Source organism: Streptomyces sp. NPDC028368, from assembly GCF_055565615.1.
Map to the genome: position 1 here is coordinate 79,344 of NZ_JBVHTY010000005.1, position 16,998 is coordinate 96,341.

Consider the following 16,998-nt stretch of genomic DNA (forward strand, 5'->3'; position numbering starts at 1 on the left):
GGTCCGCCGGTCGGTGGCGGACCGCCGACAGGTTTCCGGGCGGCGGGCGGCGTCAGGCGCTGGGCGGCGTCAGGGGTCAGGCGCCGGGCGCCGCCTCGACCACCGGCTCCTGGATCTCGGTGACCCATTTCTCCTGGTCGGGCGGGCACTCCAGATACAGCTCACGGGCGTAGCCGGCGGAGCGGTAGCCATTGGCGTCGATCCAGTGCGCCAGGTTCTGGGCGGTCGGCATGATCCGGCTCATCGGGCCGCGGTGCACCACGGTCGCGGCGCGGTCCAGGCCGGGGAGGGTGACGACGTCGAAGCCGAGGCCGGGGTCACCGGCCGTCACCCCCGCCTTGGCCAGGGCCTCCGGCGTGATCACGAACCCGGCGTGGACGACGATGGCATCGCCGCCCGCCGCCGATTGCGCCGCCCTCTCCGTCTCCGCCGCCGGTTCCGGCTCCACCGCCTCCTCCGCTTCCGCCGCCTCTGCCGCCTCTGCCGCCTCTGCCGATACATCCTCGTAGTACGCCAGCCCCGGCCCCGCCGGCGTCACGCCCGCCCGCTCCAGACGCCGGCACAGCTCCGCGTACAGCGGCTGGATGACCGGCCCGATGTCCTCGGGCCCGTAGCCGGCCGCGGTCCCGCTCAGTTCGGCCAGCAGAACCGTTCCGGTGCGCTTGACCACCACATCGACGGCAGACATGTGTCCCTCGCTCTCGATCGTCCGGAGCCTCGCCTCGACCCGCGCCAGCCGCGCCCCGGCCGCCGCCATCGCGGCCTCCAGCTCCGCCCGCCGCAGCCGCAGCATGCCGCGCAGCTCCGGCACACTGACCTGCTCGTCCAGGATCGCCCGCACCTGCTGAAGGCTGAATCCGAGGTCCTTGAGCGCGATGATGCGGTTGAGCCGGGCGAGCTGGGCGGCCTCGTAGAAGCGGTAGCCGCTGACCGGGTCGGTACGGACCGGGCGCAGCAGCCCGATGGCGTCGTAATGCCGCAGCATGCGGGCCGACACGCGGCCGTACCGGGCGAAATCTCCGATGGTGAACATGACGTCCTCCAGTGGATGCCTTTCCACAGTGTCAAGGTCAAGCGCCGCAGTACACGGAGGGGGGACAGCGGATCCGTACGCCTTCTCCCAGGGCCTTTCGTCTGCCTCCCGGCCACCCAACGGCAGCATCGCGTCAAGTCCCGTCGACAAGCCGTCAATGATGCGTCAGTGACCGGGAAGGACGCCCGTATGCCGGGCATAGCGTCAGTGCCGAGCCCCGGCGTAAGCGTTTTCCACCGGTCCGGGGCCGCTGTTCTGCCCGAGGAGCACGCCGTGTCCCACCCCCACCCCGTTTACGCGGAAGACCCCGAGCCCTCCGATCGGATCCCGGCCGGGCCTTTGTTCGTCCCCGTCCGGTCGGGCCCCGCGGGCTGCACGGCCCGCCTGTTCCGCACCCCGCTCGGCTGCCGTACCGCCGTCGCCTTCACCTCGCCCCAGCGGCTCACCGCGGCCCTCGGCAGCGACCAGCCCTGGGTGCGGCTCTCCGAGCCCGCGCTGCGCGCGCTGGCCGAACCCGTCGGAGCGGCCGGTCTGACCGTCGATCCGCGGTTCGTCCCGGAAATGTCCCGTACCCGGTCCCTGCAGGCCGTCTGAGGGAGGGCACCCGATCATGAGCCACACCCTGAGCCACACGGCACCCCCGCTGACCGCCGTACCGGCGCCCGGCGTAACGGAGCCCGGCGTACCGGAGCCCGACGTACCGGAGCGCACCGCTCCGCCGGCCGCCGCGCCGACCATATGGCCGTCGTCCACCACCCCCCTGCTGGACGACGATCTCGCCGTCGGCGGCGTCCCGCTCACCGAGCTCGCCGACCGCTACGGGACGCCCGCGTACGTCCTGGACGAGGACGAGGTCCGCCGCCGCTGCCGCGCCTACCTGCGGGCCTTCCCCGACACCGATGTCTTCTACGCGGCCAAGGCCTTTCTGTGCCGCGCCATGGCGCACTGGGTCCGGGAGGAGGGCCTGGGCCTGGACGTCTGCTCGGCGGGCGAGCTGGAGCTGGCCGTCACCACCGGCTTCCCGCCCGAGCGGATCGTGCTGCACGGCAACGCCAAGAGCCCGGACGACCTGCACACCGCGCTGCGGCTGGGCGTCGGGCGGATCGTCATCGACAGCACCTCGGAGATCGCCCGGCTGGCCGCCGCGGTCCCGGCGGGCACCCGCCAGAAGGTCCTGATCCGGGTCGTACCGGGGATCGCCGCGGGCGGCCACGCCAAGATCCGTACCGGGACCGACGGGCAGAAGTTCGGACTGTCGCTCGCGGACGGTTCCGCGCAGCACGCCGTCACCCGGGTGCTGGGCCAGCCGCGCCTCCAACTGGTGGGCCTGCACTGCCACTTGGGATCACAGATCACCACCGTCAAGCCGTATCTGTCGGCCGTACGGCGACTGGTCGGACTGCTGGCCCGCATCCATGAACAGCACGGCATCACACTGCCCGAACTGGACCTCGGCGGCGGCCACGGCATCGCCTACCGCCCCGGCGAGCCCACCCTCGACATCGTCGGCCTCGGCGCCAAGATCCGCGCCGAACTGACCGGCGGCTGCGCGGCGGCCGGACTCCCGGTGCCCCGGCTCGCCATCGAACCGGGCCGCGCCATCGCGGGACCGGCCGGCGTCGTCCTCTACCGGGTGCTGGCCGTCAAGCAGACCGGCGGGCACACCTTCGTGGCGGTGGACGGCGGAATGAGCGACAACCCACGGCCCGCGCTGTACGGGGTGCGCTACGCGCCCCGGCTGGTCGGCCGCCGCTCATCCGCCGCGGCGCAGCCGGTCACGGTCGTCGGCCGGCACTGCGAGGCGGGCGACATCCTCGCCTCGGACGTCCACCTGCCGGCGGACATCCGCCCCGGCGACCTCCTGGCCGTCCCCGTTGCGGGCGCCTACCACCTCTCCATGGCCTCCGGCTACAACCTGGTCGGCCGCCCGCCGGTCGTCGCGGTCACCGGGGGACACGCCCGGCTGCTCGTACGGCGGGAGTCGCTGGCGGACATCCAGGAGCGCGATATCGGGCTGTGAGCGTGGGGGGCGGCGTCCGGCGCTCTCTCTCCTCCCCCCGCCCTTGAGGCGCGGGAGGGACCCCCATCGCTTCGCTCCGCTTCGGCTCTCCACTCGCTCTCCGGGGGCGGAGCTGCGTCGCGCGGGGTGGGCGCCGCGCCGTATCGCGCGAGGCGGGTGCGGAGCTGCCGGAACGGTCGCGGGGCGGTGGCCGCACCCGCCCCACCCCCGTGCCCGTGCCCGTATCCGTATCCGTATCCGTGCCGTGGCTCCACGACCGGGTATGTGTACAGTGAATCCATCAGTTGTAGGATGACTGGGCAACTGGCCTTGAGCCGGGCCGGGAACTGGCAGCGAACGCGAAGGACGGTCGGACGAACATGGCGCTGCAGGCAGCGGGACGGAAATCCCTGGTGGACACCGTCGTCGAGGCCCTGCGGTCCCAGCTGACCGCCGGTGAGTGGCAGGTCGGGGCCCGCATCCCCACCGAGCACGCCCTGGCCGAACAGCTCCAGGTCGGCCGCAACACCGTCCGCGAGGCGGTCCGGGTACTCGTACACGCCGGGATGCTGCGCTCCCGACAGGGCGAGGGCACCTTCGTGGTCTCCACCGCGGACCCCGGCGAGATCATGCGCGGCGTCCAGCGGGCGGGCATCCGTGACGTCCTGGAACTGCGGATCGCCCTGGAGGCCGAGGCCGCCCGGCTGGCCGCGCTGCGGCACGAGCCCGCCGACCTGGAGCGGATGCGGGCCGCACTGGACGCCCAGGCCGAGCTGGCGGACGCCGAGGGACAGCCCGACGTCGGCAGCCTCGAGCTGTACGCCGATCACGACATCGCCTTCCACCGGGCCGTCGTCGAGGCCGCGCACAACACCGCGCTGACCGCCACCTACGGGTGGTTCAGCAGCTCGGTACGGGAGGCCCTGGTCAGCGCGCTCGACGATCACGAGATGCCGAAGATCGTGCACGGCGATCACCGTGCCGTGCTGGACGCCATCGCGTCAGGCGATCCGGAGGGCGCCGAGCGCGCCACCCGCGCGCTTTTGGAGAAGCCGAAGCGCGCCGTGGAAGCCCTGCTCGCCACCCGCTAGGGGCGCACTTCCCTCTCCCCCCAGCTCCCTCCCTCTCCCCCAGCCCCCTCCCGCTCCCTCAGCCCCCTTCAACTCCCTTGGCCCCCTTCAACTCCCTTGTAAAACACCAAGCTTGGCGAGGTACACACGCATGTCAGGGCCCCTGTCCGAAGCACCCTTGATAGACGCCGAGGAGGACCTGGCCGCCGCGCCGCCGGTCGCCGCGGCCCGCCGCCGGCTACGGGCCCACCCGGTCCTCCTCCTGGCCGGGATCGTTCTTGCCGCGCTCAATATGCGGGCGGCGCTGGCCGGGGTCTCACCGCTGCTCAGCGAGATCGCCGCGCACTTCCACCTCGCCGCGACCGCCGGCAGCCTGGTGACGACCATCCCGCTGATCTTCATGGGCCTCGGCTCCATCGCCGCCCCGAAACTCGCCCGCCGATGGGGGACCGAGGCGGTGCTGTGCGGCGCCCTGGTCCTGCTCTGCGGCGGCATCGTGCTCCGGATCGCGCCGCCCGTCGTCGCCCTGTTCGCCGGCTGCGCGGTGGTCGGCACCGCCATAGCCCTGCTGAATGTCCTGATGCCGGGCCTGATCAAGCGGGACTTCCCGGAGCAGGCGGCGGGCATGACGGCGCTGTACTCGACCGCGATGATCCTGGGCGCCACGGTCTCGGCGGCCTCCGCCGTCCCGCTGGAGAACGCGCTCGGCGGCTGGCAGGGCTCGCTGGTCTCCTGGTCGCTGCTGGCCGCCGTCGCCGCGGTGGTGTGGATCCCGCAGACGGTCATCGCACGGCGGGATGGGGGTACCTCCCATGCCGTTCAGGCAATGCCGGGCCGGCACGGCGCGGCCGCGGCCACACCCGTCCATGCCGTCGACAACGGGCCGAAGCTCAGCCGCTCCCCGCTCGCCTGGCAGGTGACCCTCTTCATGGGCTCGCAGTCGCTGATCGCATACGTCTCCATCGCCTGGATGCCGACGATCTTTACCGATCACGGGATGGGCAAGGGCCAGGCGGGACTGGTCTTCGCCTTCAGCACGCTGGTGCAGATGGCCGGTTCGTTCGTGGTGCCGATGCTCGCGGGACGGATGCGCCGTCAGCGGCTGCTGGGCGTGGCCGTCTCCGCGCTGATGGCCTGCGGTGTCGTCGGACTGCTGGTGGCCCCGGTGGCCGGCGCCTGGCTGTGGGCGGCGCTCCTCGGCATCGGCCAGGGCGGCGCGCTGGGCCTGGCCCTGACGATGATGGTTCTGCGCTCCGGCGATGCCCACACCGCCGCCCGTCTCTCCGGCATGGCCCAAACCGGCGGCTACCTCCTCGCCGCGGCCGGCCCTCTGGTCCTCGGCGCCGTCCACCAGGCCACCGACGGCTGGACCGTCCCGATCCTCCTGCTCCTCGCCGTCTGCGCCGGTCTCGCCCTGCTGGGCATGGGGGCGGGGCGCGATCGGAGGATCGGGGAGGGGGCGTAGGGGGTGTAGGGGGTATAGGGGGCGCTTGGCGCCTTTGGGGATATTTGGGGCCTTGGGGGTGCAGGGGGCGGCGCACGCCGGGCACGCACCGCGGGCCCGGCCGCCGGTCCCAGCCCGCACCAGTACCGGCCTGCACCGGTGCTCGCCGCCCCCGGCACTCGCCCGCCCCGGTGAACATCAGGTGTCCCGTCCGCATCCGGTACCTGTCGTTGGTAGCGATCCCGGGGGTGGTCGTCCCAGTAAGCCCGCCGACTGGCTTACGGTGCCCCCATGAGCGATGTTCAGCGCACCGTTCGCCGGTCCGGACCACGGCTTTCCCGTGGCGGCCGGCTCATTATCGTTGCCGTTTTGTGTGTTCTTGTCGTTCTCGCCGTGCTGTTCGTGCCGCGTTTGCTGCGCGGGCGGCAGCCCGAGGCGCAGCTGACCGTGCCGGAGGGGCAGCGGGCGGCACAGATCTACGCCGCCGCCGACAAGCTGCTTCATCTGGCCAAGGGCAGCACCGCGAAGGCCGCCAAGACCGCGCACCTGAACCTGCCGGACGAGGCGAAGGGGAACCCCGAGGGCTACCTCTTCCCGGCCACGTACCCGATCCGCCAGGACACCACCCCGGCGTCCCTGCTCGCGTACATGGTCGACACGGCCAACCAGCGGCTCGCCGACGACCGCATCGCGTCCTACCGCACGGTGGTGGTCGCCAGCATCGTGCAGGCCGAGGCGGACCGGCCGGCCGATATGGGCAAGGTCGCCCGGGTCATCGACAACCGGCTCGCCAGGAACATGCCGCTGCAGATGGATTCGACGATCAACTACGCGCTGGGCCGCAGCACCCTCACCACCAGCCATGCCGACACCAAGACCGCCAGCCCGTACAACACCTACAAGCACCAGGGCCTGCCGCCCACCCCGATCGACAACCCCGGGGCGGACGCGCTGAAGGCGGCGGGCGCGCCGCCCAAGGGCGACTGGCTGTACTTCGTCACCGTCAAACCGGGCGACACCCGCTTCACCGCCAGCTATCAGGAGCACTTGCGCAACGTGCAGGAGTTCAACCAGCGGCAGAAGGTCAGCAGCACCAGCCAGGCGCAGGGCGGCTGAGCGGGGCGCCGCCCGGGACGGTCCGGGCATCCGGGCGGCGTATCGCGTGTTACTCCTCTCCGGCCAGGGTCAGTGACTTCAGGCGACGTCCGGCGTACCAGGTGGCGCCGGCCGTGACGGCCGCCAACAGGCATATGGCGAGCGGAAGTTGGACGTCGGAGGTGATAGCTCCCTCCGCTCCGATCTTCTGGCCCACCGCCAGCGCCCACTGCTGGACGCTGAGGGTCCGGGCGCCGGGGACGAGCGTTCCGAAGAGCGCCTCCCAGACCAGGGCGTAGACCAGGCCGAAGACGACGGCATGGCGGGTGATGGTGCCGAAGAGGAGGAAGAGCGCGCTGTAGGCGATCGAGGCGATGGCCGCCGCCGCGGCGTAGGCGACGGCTATCTGCTGGCTGTTGCCGTTGAGGATGAAGCCGGCGAGGAGGACGGGGATGGCGGAGAAGGCGACCGTGACACCCGTCGCGACGAGCAATTTGGTGAAGATGATCGTCGGCCGCGCCACCGGCTTTGACAGGAGATAGACCACGGAACCGTCGTCGATCTCGGGACCGATCGCGCCCGTACCGGCGATGACACCGATCAGCGGCACCATCGTGCCCAGCGCGAAGCCGCCCAGGATGCCGCTCGCGGTGGAGTCATCGGCGCCGGCCAGCGCACGGACGGCGATGGCGATGACCACCAGGAGGGCGGGCAGCGCGAAGAGGATCAGTGCGCGGCGCCGCCCGAGGAGGGCTCGGTAGGTGAGCCGGGCGACGGTGGGGTGGAAGAGCGAGGCCTTGGGCGTGCCGGCGGGTGCGGGCGGGGCCGTCGGAGTGGTCGTGGACATGCGTCGGGGCTCCTTTCAGGCCTCAGGCCGCTACGAGGTAGGAGAAGACGGATTCCAGCGACTCGTCGGAGGGCGAGACCGTCAGCAGGCGGATGCCGTGGTCGCGGGCAACGCGCGGCAGGAGTTCGGTGAAGCGGCCGAAGTCGATGGCCTGGATGCGCAGCGCGCCCTCGACGAGGTCCACTTCGATGCCGGACGTGGAAGGGTCGGCTATCAGCGCGCCGGCGAGCGCGCGGTCGTTGTCGGACCGGACGAGGTAGCGGTGCGGGCGGTCGGTCATCAGCCGGCGGATCTTGCGGAAGTCGCCGGACGCGGCATGCCGACCTGCCACCACCACCTCGATGTGGGAGGCCAGTTGCTCGACCTCTTCGAGGATGTGCGAGGAGAACAGGACCGTACGCCCCTCATCCCCCATCTGCCGCAGCAGCTCCATCAGCTGCATCCGCTGCCGCGGGTCCATGCCGTTGAACGGCTCGTCCAGCAGCAGTACGGATGGGTCATGGACCAGCGCGGATGCCATTTTCACGCGCTGCCGCATGCCCTTGCTGTACGTCGAGATCTTGCGGTCCTGGGCGTACTGCATCTGCACCGTGGCCAGCGCCCTGGCCGCCTCGGCCCGGCCGAGTCCGTGCAACTCGGCGTTCGCGAGGACGAATTCGCGGCCGGTGAGGAAGTCGTACATCGCCTCGCGCTCGGGGACGATGCCGATGTGGCGGTAGATCGCCGCGTTACGCCAGATCGTGGCGCCGTCGAGGGTGACGGTGCCGCTGGACGGGGCGAGGAAGCCGCCCATCATATTGATGAGCGTGGACTTTCCGGCGCCGTTGGGGCCGAGCAGGCCGGTGACACCGGGGGCGATGGTCATGGTGATGTCGTTGACGGCGACGACGTTTCCGAACCAGCGGGAGACATGGTCGATGTGAAGAGTGCTCATGGGCGCAGCCCATTCCTTGAGGGGTGGCGGTCGGGCGACGGCGACAAGAAGGGGCAGCGCGAAGCGCTTCCTGCCGGGGTGGTGGTGGGCGACGGCGACAAGAAGGGGGAGCGCGAAGCGCTTCCTGCCGGGGTGGTGGTGGGCGACGGGCGGGCGCTCACAGGCCGGCCTTCCGGTAGCGACGCATCAGCAGGGCGTAGGAGCCGGCGATGGCTATCAGCGTGACGAGGAGATAGACGCATCCGGCGGCGGTCGTCGGCGCCACTTGATCGGGGAAGGAACTGCTTCCGCCGAGGAAGGTCGACTGCACGCCGTCGATGAGCGTGATGGGCGAGAACAGTCCGAGCCATGCGACGGCGGCTTCGCTGCCCTGGACCGAGGCGATTCCCTGGACGGCGCTCACGGCACCGTAGGGAATGGTGAGTACGGCGATCACAGCGGCGACGCCGAATCCGCGGCGCGGCGTGAGCGCCGAGATGACCAGGCCGATCCCGGCGAAGAGGAGAGAGAGCAGCGCGACGGAGACCAGCCCCTGGCCCAGGCCCTTGGTCTGGTCGAGGAAGTCCATCTTCGCCAGCAGCGCGCCGACGTAGAGGACCAGGAGGGGTGCCGCGGTGAGGAGGAACAGGGCGCTCGCCATGGCCGCGAACTTCGCCGCCACATAGTCGCCGCGCTCGATCGGGCGGGAGAAATACAGCGGGACGGTCTTGAAGCGCAGATCGCGGGAGACGGACTGCGGTGCCTGGGCGGCGAGGTAGAGGCCGATGACGGCCTGGAGGTAGACGGCGTAGCGGGTGTAGTCGACCGGGAGGCTGCTCGCCTTGGTGAACACCGCCACCGCGACCATGATCGCGGCGGGCAGGCACATCACCGCGAAGAGCAGCATCGGCAGCACCTTGGTCCTGGCCGAACGGCCCAGTCCGTAGGCACCGCGCAGGCTCTGCGAGAAGAGCGACCTGCGGGCGTAGGCGCGGCCCAGGCGGGGGCCGTCGTAGTGGCGGTAGCCGATGTTGTGGATATAGGCACCGCCGGGCTTGGCGGAGACGGACGTCGTCGGCTCAGTGGGCATCGTGGGCGCCTCCGTCCTGGGTGGTGTGCGGGGCGCTCGGGGCGCCTGCGGTGGCCGGGGTTACGGGGGTGGCGGGCGACCCTGCGGCGGCCGCGTCCGCGTCGTGGAAGACCTCCGCTATGTGGTGCCGGCGCTGTTCCATCCGGACCAGGCCGAGCCCGAGGCCGGCGACGGTGTCCCGCACCAGGTCGTAGGTCTCCTCGCCGGACGCCTCGACGTACAGCAGGTGGCCGGAGGAGGACAGGCCCTCGGCGCCGGTCGCCTCGGACACCACGGCCCCGGCGGCGGCCAGCGCCGCGCGCAGCGCCGCGGTGCCGTCCGGACAGCGGTCGGTGTCCGTGACCTCCACCGCCAGCGAGGCCGTGGCCTGCGTGAACTCGTCTGTGGAAGAGGAGCGCAGCAGCTTGCCGCCGTCGATGACGACGACATGGTCGCAGGTGCGCTCCAGCTCGCCGAGGAGGTGGGAGGTCACCAGGACGGAGATCCCGAAGTCGGTGTGGACGCGACGGATCAGGCCGAGCATCTCGTCCCGGCCTACGGGGTCCAGGCCGTTGGTGGGCTCGTCGAGGAACACCAACTGCGGGTCGTGGACCAGCGCCTGGGCCAGCTTCACGCGCTGTTTCATACCGGTCGAGTAGCCGCCGATGGGGCGGTAGCGCTCTTCGTAGAGGCCGACATGGCGCAGGGTGTCCGCGGTGCGCTCGCGGGCGGCGGTCGGCGGCAGGCCGGACATCCGGGCCATGTGCACCACGAACTCGGTGGCCGAGACGTCCGGCGGCAGGCAGTCGTGCTCGGGCATATAGCCGACCCGCTCACGGATGGTGGCGCCTTCCTTGGTCACGTCCAGGCCCAGGACATGCGCGGTCCCTTCGGTGGCCGGCGCCAGGCCGAGAAGAATCTTGATCAGGGTGGACTTTCCGGCGCCGTTGGCACCCACCAGGCCGGTCACGCCGGGGGCGATGTCAACGGAGAGCCGGTCCAAGGCGGTCACCCGCGGGAACCGCTTGCTCAGGCTTTCGGTCACGATCACAGTCACGTCTACGACGGTATGGGCGGCCCGCACCCGGGTCGTCAACCCCTGCGGTGGTCTCTGCCTACCTCTCCGGTACTACGAACCCGTAGGGGAACTCATGCCTGGGGTGGCTCCCACGTCAGGGTCGGAGCGCGGTGCGCTCCGCCACGGCGCATACGTACCCCTTGACGCAGCCGCTGGTCATTGTCACATTCATCAGTGTCAAGTTACGGGCGCGTACCGCGATGAACCGCTTACGGACGGACGGTTGGCGATGGCCTCAGTCACCTCAGCGACCTCAGCAGGAACCGCACAACTCACGGCCGGACTACAGGGGTTCAGAGAGGTCCAGCGGCTTGCGTACGACTGCGCGGAGGCGGTGGCCGCCCAGCTCAAGCCCGGGGTCACCGAGCGCGCGGCGGCGCGGATGCAGCGCGAGTGGCTGCGCGAGCGCGGGGTGCGGGACTGGTTCCATCTGCCGTTCGCGTGGTTCGGCGACCGCACGGCCTTCGTCAATTTCCGCATCCCGCTCCAGTTCTTTCCCACCAACCGCGAGCTGGAACCGGGCATGGCCTTCATCCTGGACATGGCACCGGTCCACAAAGGATTCACCGCCGACATCGGCTACTCCGGCTGCCTCGGGCTCAACCCCGTACACGACCGGCTGCTCGCCGACCTCGAAGCGCACCGGGAACTGATCCTGCGCGAGGTACGCGAGCGGCGCTCGCTGCGCGAGATCTACGAGGACGTGGAGCGGCTGATGGTGCGGCAGGGGTACGCCAACCGCCACCGCGCCTACCCCTTCGGTGTCATCGCCCACAAGATCGACCGGGTCAGGGAACGGCGCTGGTCCCCCACCCTTTTCGGATTCGGCACCCAGTCCCTCAAGGGCCTCGCCTCCGATGCACTGCACGGCCACCGGGACGGCTGGTCCCCGCTGTGGAGCCCGTACACCTTCTCCGACCACCCGCCGCAGCCGGGGCTGTGGGCGGTCGAACCCCACCTCGGATTCCGGGGTACGGGCGCCAAATTCGAGGAGATCCTGGTCGTCACCGACTCCAGGGACCCGCAGGAAAGCGCCTTTTGGCTGGACGACGATCTGCCGCATGTGCGGCGCTGGCAAGAGGAGAAGGCCGCGTGAACACGGGACAGGGACAAGGGCAGCGGCAGGGACAGCGGCACGAACGGGGCCAGGGACTCGCTGGGGCGCGGGAGCGCCGGGTGCGCACCGGGGGCATCGAGCTGTGTGTCGCCGAGCTGGGGGACGCCGCGCGGCCCACGGTGATGCTGGTGCACGGCTATCCCGACAGCAAGGAAGTGTGGTCCGAGGTCGCCGAGCGACTGGCCGACCGCTTCCATGTGGTGCTCTACGACGTCCGGGGCTGCGGCCGCTCCACCGCGCCGAAGCCGCTGCGCGGCGGGTTCACCCTGGAGAAGCTGACCGACGACTTCCTGTCCGTCGCGGACGCCGTCAGCCCCGACCGGCCGGTGCACCTGGTGGGCCACGACTGGGGGTCCGTCCAGGCCTGGGAATTCGCCACGGTCCGGCGTACGGAGGGCCGGATCGCGTCCTTCACCTCCATGTCGGGCCCGTCCCTGGACCACTTCGGCCACTGGATCAAGAAGCGGATGACGCGCCCCACCCCCCGGCGCGCCGCGCAGCTCATCCATCAGGGCGCCAAGTCCTGGTACGTCTACATGCTGCACACCCCCGTGCTGCCCGAACTGGCGTGGAAGGGCCCGCTCGGCAAGCGTTGGCCAAAGATTCTGCAGCGGGTGGAGAAGGTGCCCGCCGGCGGCTATCCGACCTCGTCGCTGCCGACCGACGCCGCCCATGGCGCCTGGCTCTACCGCGACAACGTCCTCCCCCGGCTGCGCCGCCCGCGCGCCGACGCCTACGCCCACTGCCCGGTCCAGCTGATCACCCCCACCGGCGACGCGTTCCTGTCCCAGCGGCTCTACGACGACCTGGAGCAGTGGGCGCCCCAGCTGGTGCGCCGCACCCTCCCGGCCAAGCACTGGGTGCCGCGCACCCGCCCCGACCAGCTGGCCTCCTGGATCACCGAGTTCGTCACCGCCAAGGAGGAGGGCGACCCGGCGAAGAAGGTGGTGGCCGCCGGCCCGTATGCCGACCGCTTCGGCGGGCAGCTGGTGCTGGTGACCGGCGCGGCCAGCGGCATAGGGCGCGCCACGGCGTTCGCCTTCGCCGAGGCCGGCGCGCGGATCATCGCCGTCGACCGGGACGCGGAGGGCGCGGCACGGACCGCCGACATGGCGCGGCTGATCGGCGCCCCGCAGGCCTGGGGCGAGGTCGTCGACGTCTCGGACGAGGCGGCGATGGAGAAGCTCGCCGACAAGGTGGACGCCGAATACGGCACCGTCGACGTGCTGGTGAACAACGCCGGCATCGGCCTGTCCGGCGCCTTCCTGCAGACCAGCTCCGAGGACTGGAAGAAGGTCCTGGACGTCAATCTGTGGGGCGTCATCCACGGCTGCCGCATCTTCGGCAAGCGGATGGCCGACCGCGGGCAGGGCGGCCATATCGTCAACACCGCCTCGGCCGCCGCCTTCCAGCCGTCCAAGGTCCTGCCCGCCTACAGCACGTCCAAGGCCGCCGTTCTGATGCTCAGCGAGTGTCTGCGCGCCGAGCTGGCAGGCCAGGGCATCGGCGTCTCGGCCATCTGTCCGGGGCTGGTCAACACCAACATCACCGCCACCTCGCGCTTCACCGGGGTCTCGGCCGACGAGGAGAAGCGCCGCCAGGCCAAGGCCGCGCGGATGTACGGGATGCGCAACTACCCGCCGGAGAAGGTCGCCGACGCCGTACTGCGCGCGGTGGTCCGTAACCAGGCGGTGGTGCCCGTCACCCCCGAGGCGCGCGGCGCCCATCTGATGTCCCGCTTCACCCCACGGGCTCTGCGCGCCATCGCCCGTATCGAACCGCCGCTGTAGCCCGCGTCACCCCTGAGCTGTCGCCACCGGTCACCCCTGGGAGAGAACTGCGCACGTCAGGAGCCGCGCATGAGCACGTCACATCCACCAGAGCGCCACCCGATAACGCCGCGCCGGGTCTCGTTCGACTGGCGCGAGACGCCGCTGCACTGGATACCGGACGAACCCACCGCCACGCACGTCATCAATGTGCTGCATCTGCTGCTACCGGCCGGCGAGCGCTGGTTCGTCAAGGTCTTCAAGGAGGCCCTCCCGCTGGTCCGGGACGAAGAACTCCTCAAGGACGTCAAGGGCTTCATGGGCCAGGAGGCCACCCACAGCGTCCAACACTCCTACGTCCTGGACCACTTGGCCCACCAGGGCCTGGACACCGGCCCGTACACACGGCACGTCGACTTCCTCTTCGAGTACCTCCTGGGCGAACAGCCGCCGTTCGGCATGCCGCTCCCCGAGCGGGAATGGCTGCGCTTCCGCCTCTCCCTCATCGCCGCCATCGAGCAGTTCACCGCGGTGCTCGGCAACTGGGTGCTGGCCGCCGACGGCCTCGACCGTGCCGCCCCCGACCCGGTCATGCTCGATTTGCTGCGCTGGCACGGCGCCGAAGAGGTCGAGCACCGCGCCGTCGCCTTCGACATGTACCAGCACACCGGCGGCGAGGAACCCGCCCGCTACCTGCGCCGCGTCCTGGGCATGAGTGTGACGGCCCCCGTCCTTCTCTACCTCTGGGGCCGGGGCGCGGCCTACCTCCTGCGGCACGACCCGCGGCTCGCTGCCCGCTCCCGCTACTCGCTGCGCGAGCACAACCGCGCCGTAGGCAAGGGACTGCTGCCCACCTGGCGAGAGCTGGGAGCGGCGATACCGCGCTTCCTGCGACGGTCGTACCATCCCTCGCAGGAAGGGTCGCTGCGCACGGCCGTCGCCTACCTGGCGTCCTCCCCGGCCGCACGGGCGGCGGCAGGTGCGGTGGGCCGCGCGGCCCTCTCCTGAAGCGGCCCGCGACGCGCGGCCATCCTGTGAACCGGGCGGCCATCTTGTGAGGAGCACCGCAGTGACCGAGCAGCCGCCGGCGGCCGAGTACCGCATCGAGGATCTGGCCCATCTCAGCGGCACCACGGTCCGTACGATCCGCGCCTACCAGGACCGTGGGCTGCTCCCCCGCCCGGAGCGGCGCGGGCGGGCCAACGTCTACGGCGACGCCCACCTGGCCCGGCTGCGCCAGATCGCCGGCCTCCTCGACCGCGGCTACACCCTGGCCAGCATCAAGGAACTCCTCGAGGCCTGGGACGCGGGGCTCGACCTCGGTGGGGTCCTCGGCCTGGTCGCCGAGATCGACGGGCCATGGACCGACGAGGAGGCGGCGCGCATCAGCCGCGCCGACCTGGACACCGCCTTCGGCGGCACCTCCGACGAGGCGGCGGTGAGCGAGGCCGTCGAACTGGGCGTCCTGGAACGCATCCCGGGCCACGACGACGACTTCCTCGTCCCCAGCCCGCAGGAACTCGCCGTCGCCGCCGAACTCCACTCCGCCGGCGTCCCCCTGCTGGCCATCTCCGGCCATCTGCGGGAGGTACGCGGCCAGGTCGAGCACATCGCCGCCCGCTTCGTCGACTTCACCACCGAGCACATCTTCCAGCCGTTCCTGGACCACCCACCCACCGAAGCCGAAGCCGAAGAGGCCGCCGCTCTCGTACGACGCCTGCGCCCCCTGGCCCAGCAAACCGTCGACGCCGAACTGGCCCGTGCCATGCGCACCTTGGCCACCCGCTACCTCCGGCGTCACCTTGCCGAGGCGCTGCCGGGGGAGCCCCGGGAGGCGAGCGGGCGGACACCCGGACCCGCCCCGGGCCCCGCCCCGGCGCCAGGCCGTGCCCCCGCGTCCGGGGCCGCTCCCGGCCCGATCGCGGACCCCCGTACCGCGACCGGCCCGGAGCCGGTGGCACTCCCCGCCGACACCGTCCAAGCCGTACGGGAGCTGGTCGGCCCGGAGAACACGGCCGCCTTCATCGCCGCCGCAGCCCACCGCGAGGTCCAGGCCCGCACCATGGATGCGCTGGCGACCTCGGGCGCACGGGATGCGTCGGACGGTGGCGGTGCCCCGCGGGGATAGGGGTGTGGTGCCCCGAGGGATAGGGGACGGCAGGCGGGGAGCCGGGGCGCCCTCGAGCCGTACCGCGCCCCCTTAACTCATCGACTCACCCCTCAACTGACCTGATCCGGAAGCCAGTTGCCATGGAAGCCATAGGGCACACGCTGCGGAAGATGGACCGTCGCCACCGGGTCGGCGGATATGTCCTCCGCGTCCAGGATGACGAGATCGCTGGTGTCACGGGACGCGTCATAGACATAGGTGATCAGCCAGCCCGGACCGCCGGGACGGTCGTCTGCCGCGGCGAAGGCCGCCTCGGCCGGGGTGCGGCCGGGACCGAAGTCGTGCCGGGCCACCGCGCCGGACCGAAGGTCGTAGCGCAGCAGGGCGCCGGGTATCGGGCCCGAGCCGGGGAACTCGCCGGATGTGGCGTGGCCGAAGCGGGCGGGCAGGCCGGCGAGGCGGTCATCGATGCGGGGGAATTCGCAGAACTGGTCATCGAGCTGTTCCTCCGCGACCGTCCCGGTCGTGAGGTCGATCGTCCAACGCCACAGGGCGGGGCTTTCGGTGTTGTATTCCGCATAGCGGACCACATGGAGGACGATGCGGTGCGCGCCGTCGTCATAGGCGTTGAGGCTGTGGAAGACATAGCAGGGGTCGATGGACAGCCAGCGGACCTCGCCGTACGGGTCATCGCGGCGCAGCACGCCCAGCCGTGCGCCGTACTCCGGATCCCAGGCGTACGGCATTCCGGAGCGGTTGCGGTCGAAGACGACCGGGAGGTCCATGAAGATAACGTGCGCGGCGGTGAGGTGGAAGTCGTGCATCATCGTCGGCGCCGGTACGTCTATGGGGCGGCTGACCGCCAGCTCCCCTGCCGCATCGGCGCGGTGGTAGGTGAGGTAGGGCGAGCTGTGGCCGTAGCCGAAGAAGTGGAGCTCACCCGTCGTGGGGCAGGTCTTGGGGTGGGCGGTCATGGCGGTGGTGAGCCGGCCGCCGAAGTCATGGGCGCCGATGGTCTCCAGCTCATGGCCAGGGCGGCAGTCGATTTCGTACGGGAAGGACGACTCGACCAGCGCCAGGGTGCGGCCCGCGTGACGGACGATGTGGGTATTCGCGACGCCCGCCCGCAAATTGCGGCGGCCCCGCTCGTCCACTGCGCGCGTGCCGTCGGTGAAGGTGGCGGTACGGATCCAGCGATTGCGGTAGGAAACGGCGCGGCCGCCCTCCAGGCGCAGCCCGTGCACCATGCCGTCGCCGAAGAACCAGTGAGGTGAGGCGGCATCGCGCGGGTTGGGGCCGTTGCGCAGGAACCAGCCGGTGAGCTCGGGCGGGATGGTGCCCGTGACCGGGAGGTCGTAGGCGGTCAGCTCGTCCATCACCGGCGCGAAGTTGCCGGCGAGATGGGGCGGGGGAGCCGTCGATTCGGATGCGGTGGTCGGGTTCATGGTGGTCAT

15 protein-coding genes are annotated in these 16,998 nt (G+C 71.1%); 9 read left to right on the forward strand and 6 right to left on the reverse strand.

The features are described from left to right. Nucleotides 1-76 precede the first annotated feature (76 nt). Complete coding sequence (locus tag ACZ4S3_RS13175; protein WP_467931812.1) at nucleotides 77-1,033, reverse strand: MerR family transcriptional regulator; 957 nt, start codon at nucleotides 1,031-1,033, stop codon at nucleotides 77-79. Nucleotides 1,034-1,306: 273 nt separating this feature from the next. On the opposite strand from ACZ4S3_RS13175, the gene ACZ4S3_RS13180 reads away from it, so the two are divergent. The 5 genes from ACZ4S3_RS13180 to mltG all read left to right on the forward strand — a co-directional run bounded on the left by ACZ4S3_RS13180 (nucleotide 1,307) and on the right by mltG (nucleotide 6,662). After that, complete coding sequence (locus tag ACZ4S3_RS13180) at nucleotides 1,307-1,627, forward strand: SAV_915 family protein (RefSeq protein WP_467931813.1); 321 nt, start codon at nucleotides 1,307-1,309, stop codon at nucleotides 1,625-1,627. Between the two features lie 16 nt (nucleotides 1,628-1,643). Next, the gene (gene lysA / locus ACZ4S3_RS13185) at nucleotides 1,644-3,053 is read left to right on the forward strand and encodes a diaminopimelate decarboxylase (protein WP_467931814.1); all 1,410 of its coding nucleotides are present in this window, start codon (nucleotides 1,644-1,646) and stop codon (nucleotides 3,051-3,053) included. A 359-nt stretch (nucleotides 3,054-3,412) separates the two neighbouring features. Then, complete coding sequence (locus tag ACZ4S3_RS13190) at nucleotides 3,413-4,123, forward strand: FadR/GntR family transcriptional regulator (RefSeq protein ID WP_467931815.1); 711 nt, start codon at nucleotides 3,413-3,415, stop codon at nucleotides 4,121-4,123. Nucleotides 4,124-4,253: 130 nt separating this feature from the next. Continuing rightward, a complete protein-coding gene (locus ACZ4S3_RS13195) occupies nucleotides 4,254-5,567 on the forward strand; it encodes a CynX/NimT family MFS transporter (protein WP_467931816.1) in 1,314 nt (437 codons plus the stop codon). A gap of 270 nt (nucleotides 5,568-5,837) precedes the next feature. After that, a complete protein-coding gene (gene mltG / locus ACZ4S3_RS13200) occupies nucleotides 5,838-6,662 on the forward strand; it encodes an endolytic transglycosylase MltG (RefSeq protein ID WP_467931817.1) in 825 nt (274 codons plus the stop codon). Between the two features lie 49 nt (nucleotides 6,663-6,711). Here mltG and ACZ4S3_RS13205 read toward each other — a convergent pair whose 3' ends face one another. From ACZ4S3_RS13205 to ACZ4S3_RS13220, 4 genes are all read right to left on the reverse strand, one after another. Continuing rightward, the gene (locus tag ACZ4S3_RS13205) at nucleotides 6,712-7,488 is read right to left on the reverse strand and encodes an ABC transporter permease subunit (RefSeq protein WP_467931818.1); all 777 of its coding nucleotides are present in this window, start codon (nucleotides 7,486-7,488) and stop codon (nucleotides 6,712-6,714) included. A 22-nt stretch (nucleotides 7,489-7,510) separates the two neighbouring features. Further along, a complete protein-coding gene (locus ACZ4S3_RS13210) occupies nucleotides 7,511-8,422 on the reverse strand; it encodes an ABC transporter ATP-binding protein (protein WP_467931819.1) in 912 nt (303 codons plus the stop codon). Nucleotides 8,423-8,579: 157 nt separating this feature from the next. Continuing rightward, nucleotides 8,580-9,491 carry an ABC transporter permease subunit gene (locus tag ACZ4S3_RS13215; protein ID WP_467931820.1) on the reverse strand — a complete coding sequence of 304 codons (912 nt, stop codon included), beginning with the start codon at nucleotides 9,489-9,491 and terminating at the stop codon, nucleotides 8,580-8,582. Continuing rightward, entirely contained in the window at nucleotides 9,481-10,527 is a 1,047-nt protein-coding gene (locus tag ACZ4S3_RS13220) for an ABC transporter ATP-binding protein (protein WP_467931821.1), read from the reverse strand. Before ACZ4S3_RS13220 ends, ACZ4S3_RS13215 begins: the two co-directional genes overlap by 11 nt. A gap of 250 nt (nucleotides 10,528-10,777) precedes the next feature. Between ACZ4S3_RS13220 and ACZ4S3_RS13225 the strand changes: the two genes are divergently transcribed. From ACZ4S3_RS13225 to ACZ4S3_RS13240, 4 genes are all read left to right on the forward strand, one after another. After that, entirely contained in the window at nucleotides 10,778-11,644 is an 867-nt protein-coding gene (locus tag ACZ4S3_RS13225; protein WP_467931822.1) for a M24 family metallopeptidase, read from the forward strand. Continuing rightward, the gene (locus ACZ4S3_RS13230; protein ID WP_467931823.1) at nucleotides 11,641-13,455 is read left to right on the forward strand and encodes an SDR family oxidoreductase; all 1,815 of its coding nucleotides are present in this window, start codon (nucleotides 11,641-11,643) and stop codon (nucleotides 13,453-13,455) included. Before ACZ4S3_RS13225 ends, ACZ4S3_RS13230 begins: the two co-directional genes overlap by 4 nt. A 69-nt stretch (nucleotides 13,456-13,524) precedes the next feature. Next, nucleotides 13,525-14,442, forward strand: coding sequence for a metal-dependent hydrolase (locus ACZ4S3_RS13235; RefSeq protein ID WP_467931824.1), 918 nt, complete (start codon nucleotides 13,525-13,527; stop codon nucleotides 14,440-14,442). Nucleotides 14,443-14,503: 61 nt separating this feature from the next. Beyond that, nucleotides 14,504-15,562 carry a MerR family transcriptional regulator gene (locus ACZ4S3_RS13240; protein WP_467931825.1) on the forward strand — a complete coding sequence of 353 codons (1,059 nt, stop codon included), beginning with the start codon at nucleotides 14,504-14,506 and terminating at the stop codon, nucleotides 15,560-15,562. Nucleotides 15,563-15,654: 92 nt separating this feature from the next. On the opposite strand, the gene ACZ4S3_RS13245 is transcribed toward ACZ4S3_RS13240, so the two are convergent. Then, complete coding sequence (locus tag ACZ4S3_RS13245) at nucleotides 15,655-16,998, reverse strand: carotenoid oxygenase family protein (protein ID WP_467931826.1); 1,344 nt, start codon at nucleotides 16,996-16,998, stop codon at nucleotides 15,655-15,657.

What these genes read in the sequence shown, in the direction of transcription:
- ACZ4S3_RS13175 (WP_467931812.1), bottom strand. Translation starts at nt 1,033, where the DNA reads ATGTTCACCATCGGAGATTTCGCCCGGTACGGCCGCGTGTCGGCCCGC.
- lysA (WP_467931814.1), top strand. Translation starts at nt 1,644, where the DNA reads ATGAGCCACACCCTGAGCCACACGGCACCCCCGCTGACCGCCGTACCG.
- ACZ4S3_RS13190 (WP_467931815.1), top strand. Translation starts at nt 3,413, where the DNA reads ATGGCGCTGCAGGCAGCGGGACGGAAATCCCTGGTGGACACCGTCGTC.
- ACZ4S3_RS13195 (WP_467931816.1), top strand. Translation starts at nt 4,254, where the DNA reads ATGTCAGGGCCCCTGTCCGAAGCACCCTTGATAGACGCCGAGGAGGAC.
- mltG (WP_467931817.1), top strand. Translation starts at nt 5,838, where the DNA reads ATGAGCGATGTTCAGCGCACCGTTCGCCGGTCCGGACCACGGCTTTCC.
- ACZ4S3_RS13205 (WP_467931818.1), bottom strand. Translation starts at nt 7,488, where the DNA reads ATGTCCACGACCACTCCGACGGCCCCGCCCGCACCCGCCGGCACGCCC.
- ACZ4S3_RS13210 (WP_467931819.1), bottom strand. Translation starts at nt 8,422, where the DNA reads ATGAGCACTCTTCACATCGACCATGTCTCCCGCTGGTTCGGAAACGTC.
- ACZ4S3_RS13215 (WP_467931820.1), bottom strand. Translation starts at nt 9,491, where the DNA reads ATGCCCACTGAGCCGACGACGTCCGTCTCCGCCAAGCCCGGCGGTGCC.
- ACZ4S3_RS13225 (WP_467931822.1), top strand. Translation starts at nt 10,778, where the DNA reads ATGGCCTCAGTCACCTCAGCGACCTCAGCAGGAACCGCACAACTCACG.
- ACZ4S3_RS13235 (WP_467931824.1), top strand. Translation starts at nt 13,525, where the DNA reads ATGAGCACGTCACATCCACCAGAGCGCCACCCGATAACGCCGCGCCGG.
- ACZ4S3_RS13245 (WP_467931826.1), bottom strand. Translation starts at nt 16,998, where the DNA reads ATGACCACCATGAACCCGACCACCGCATCCGAATCGACGGCTCCCCCG.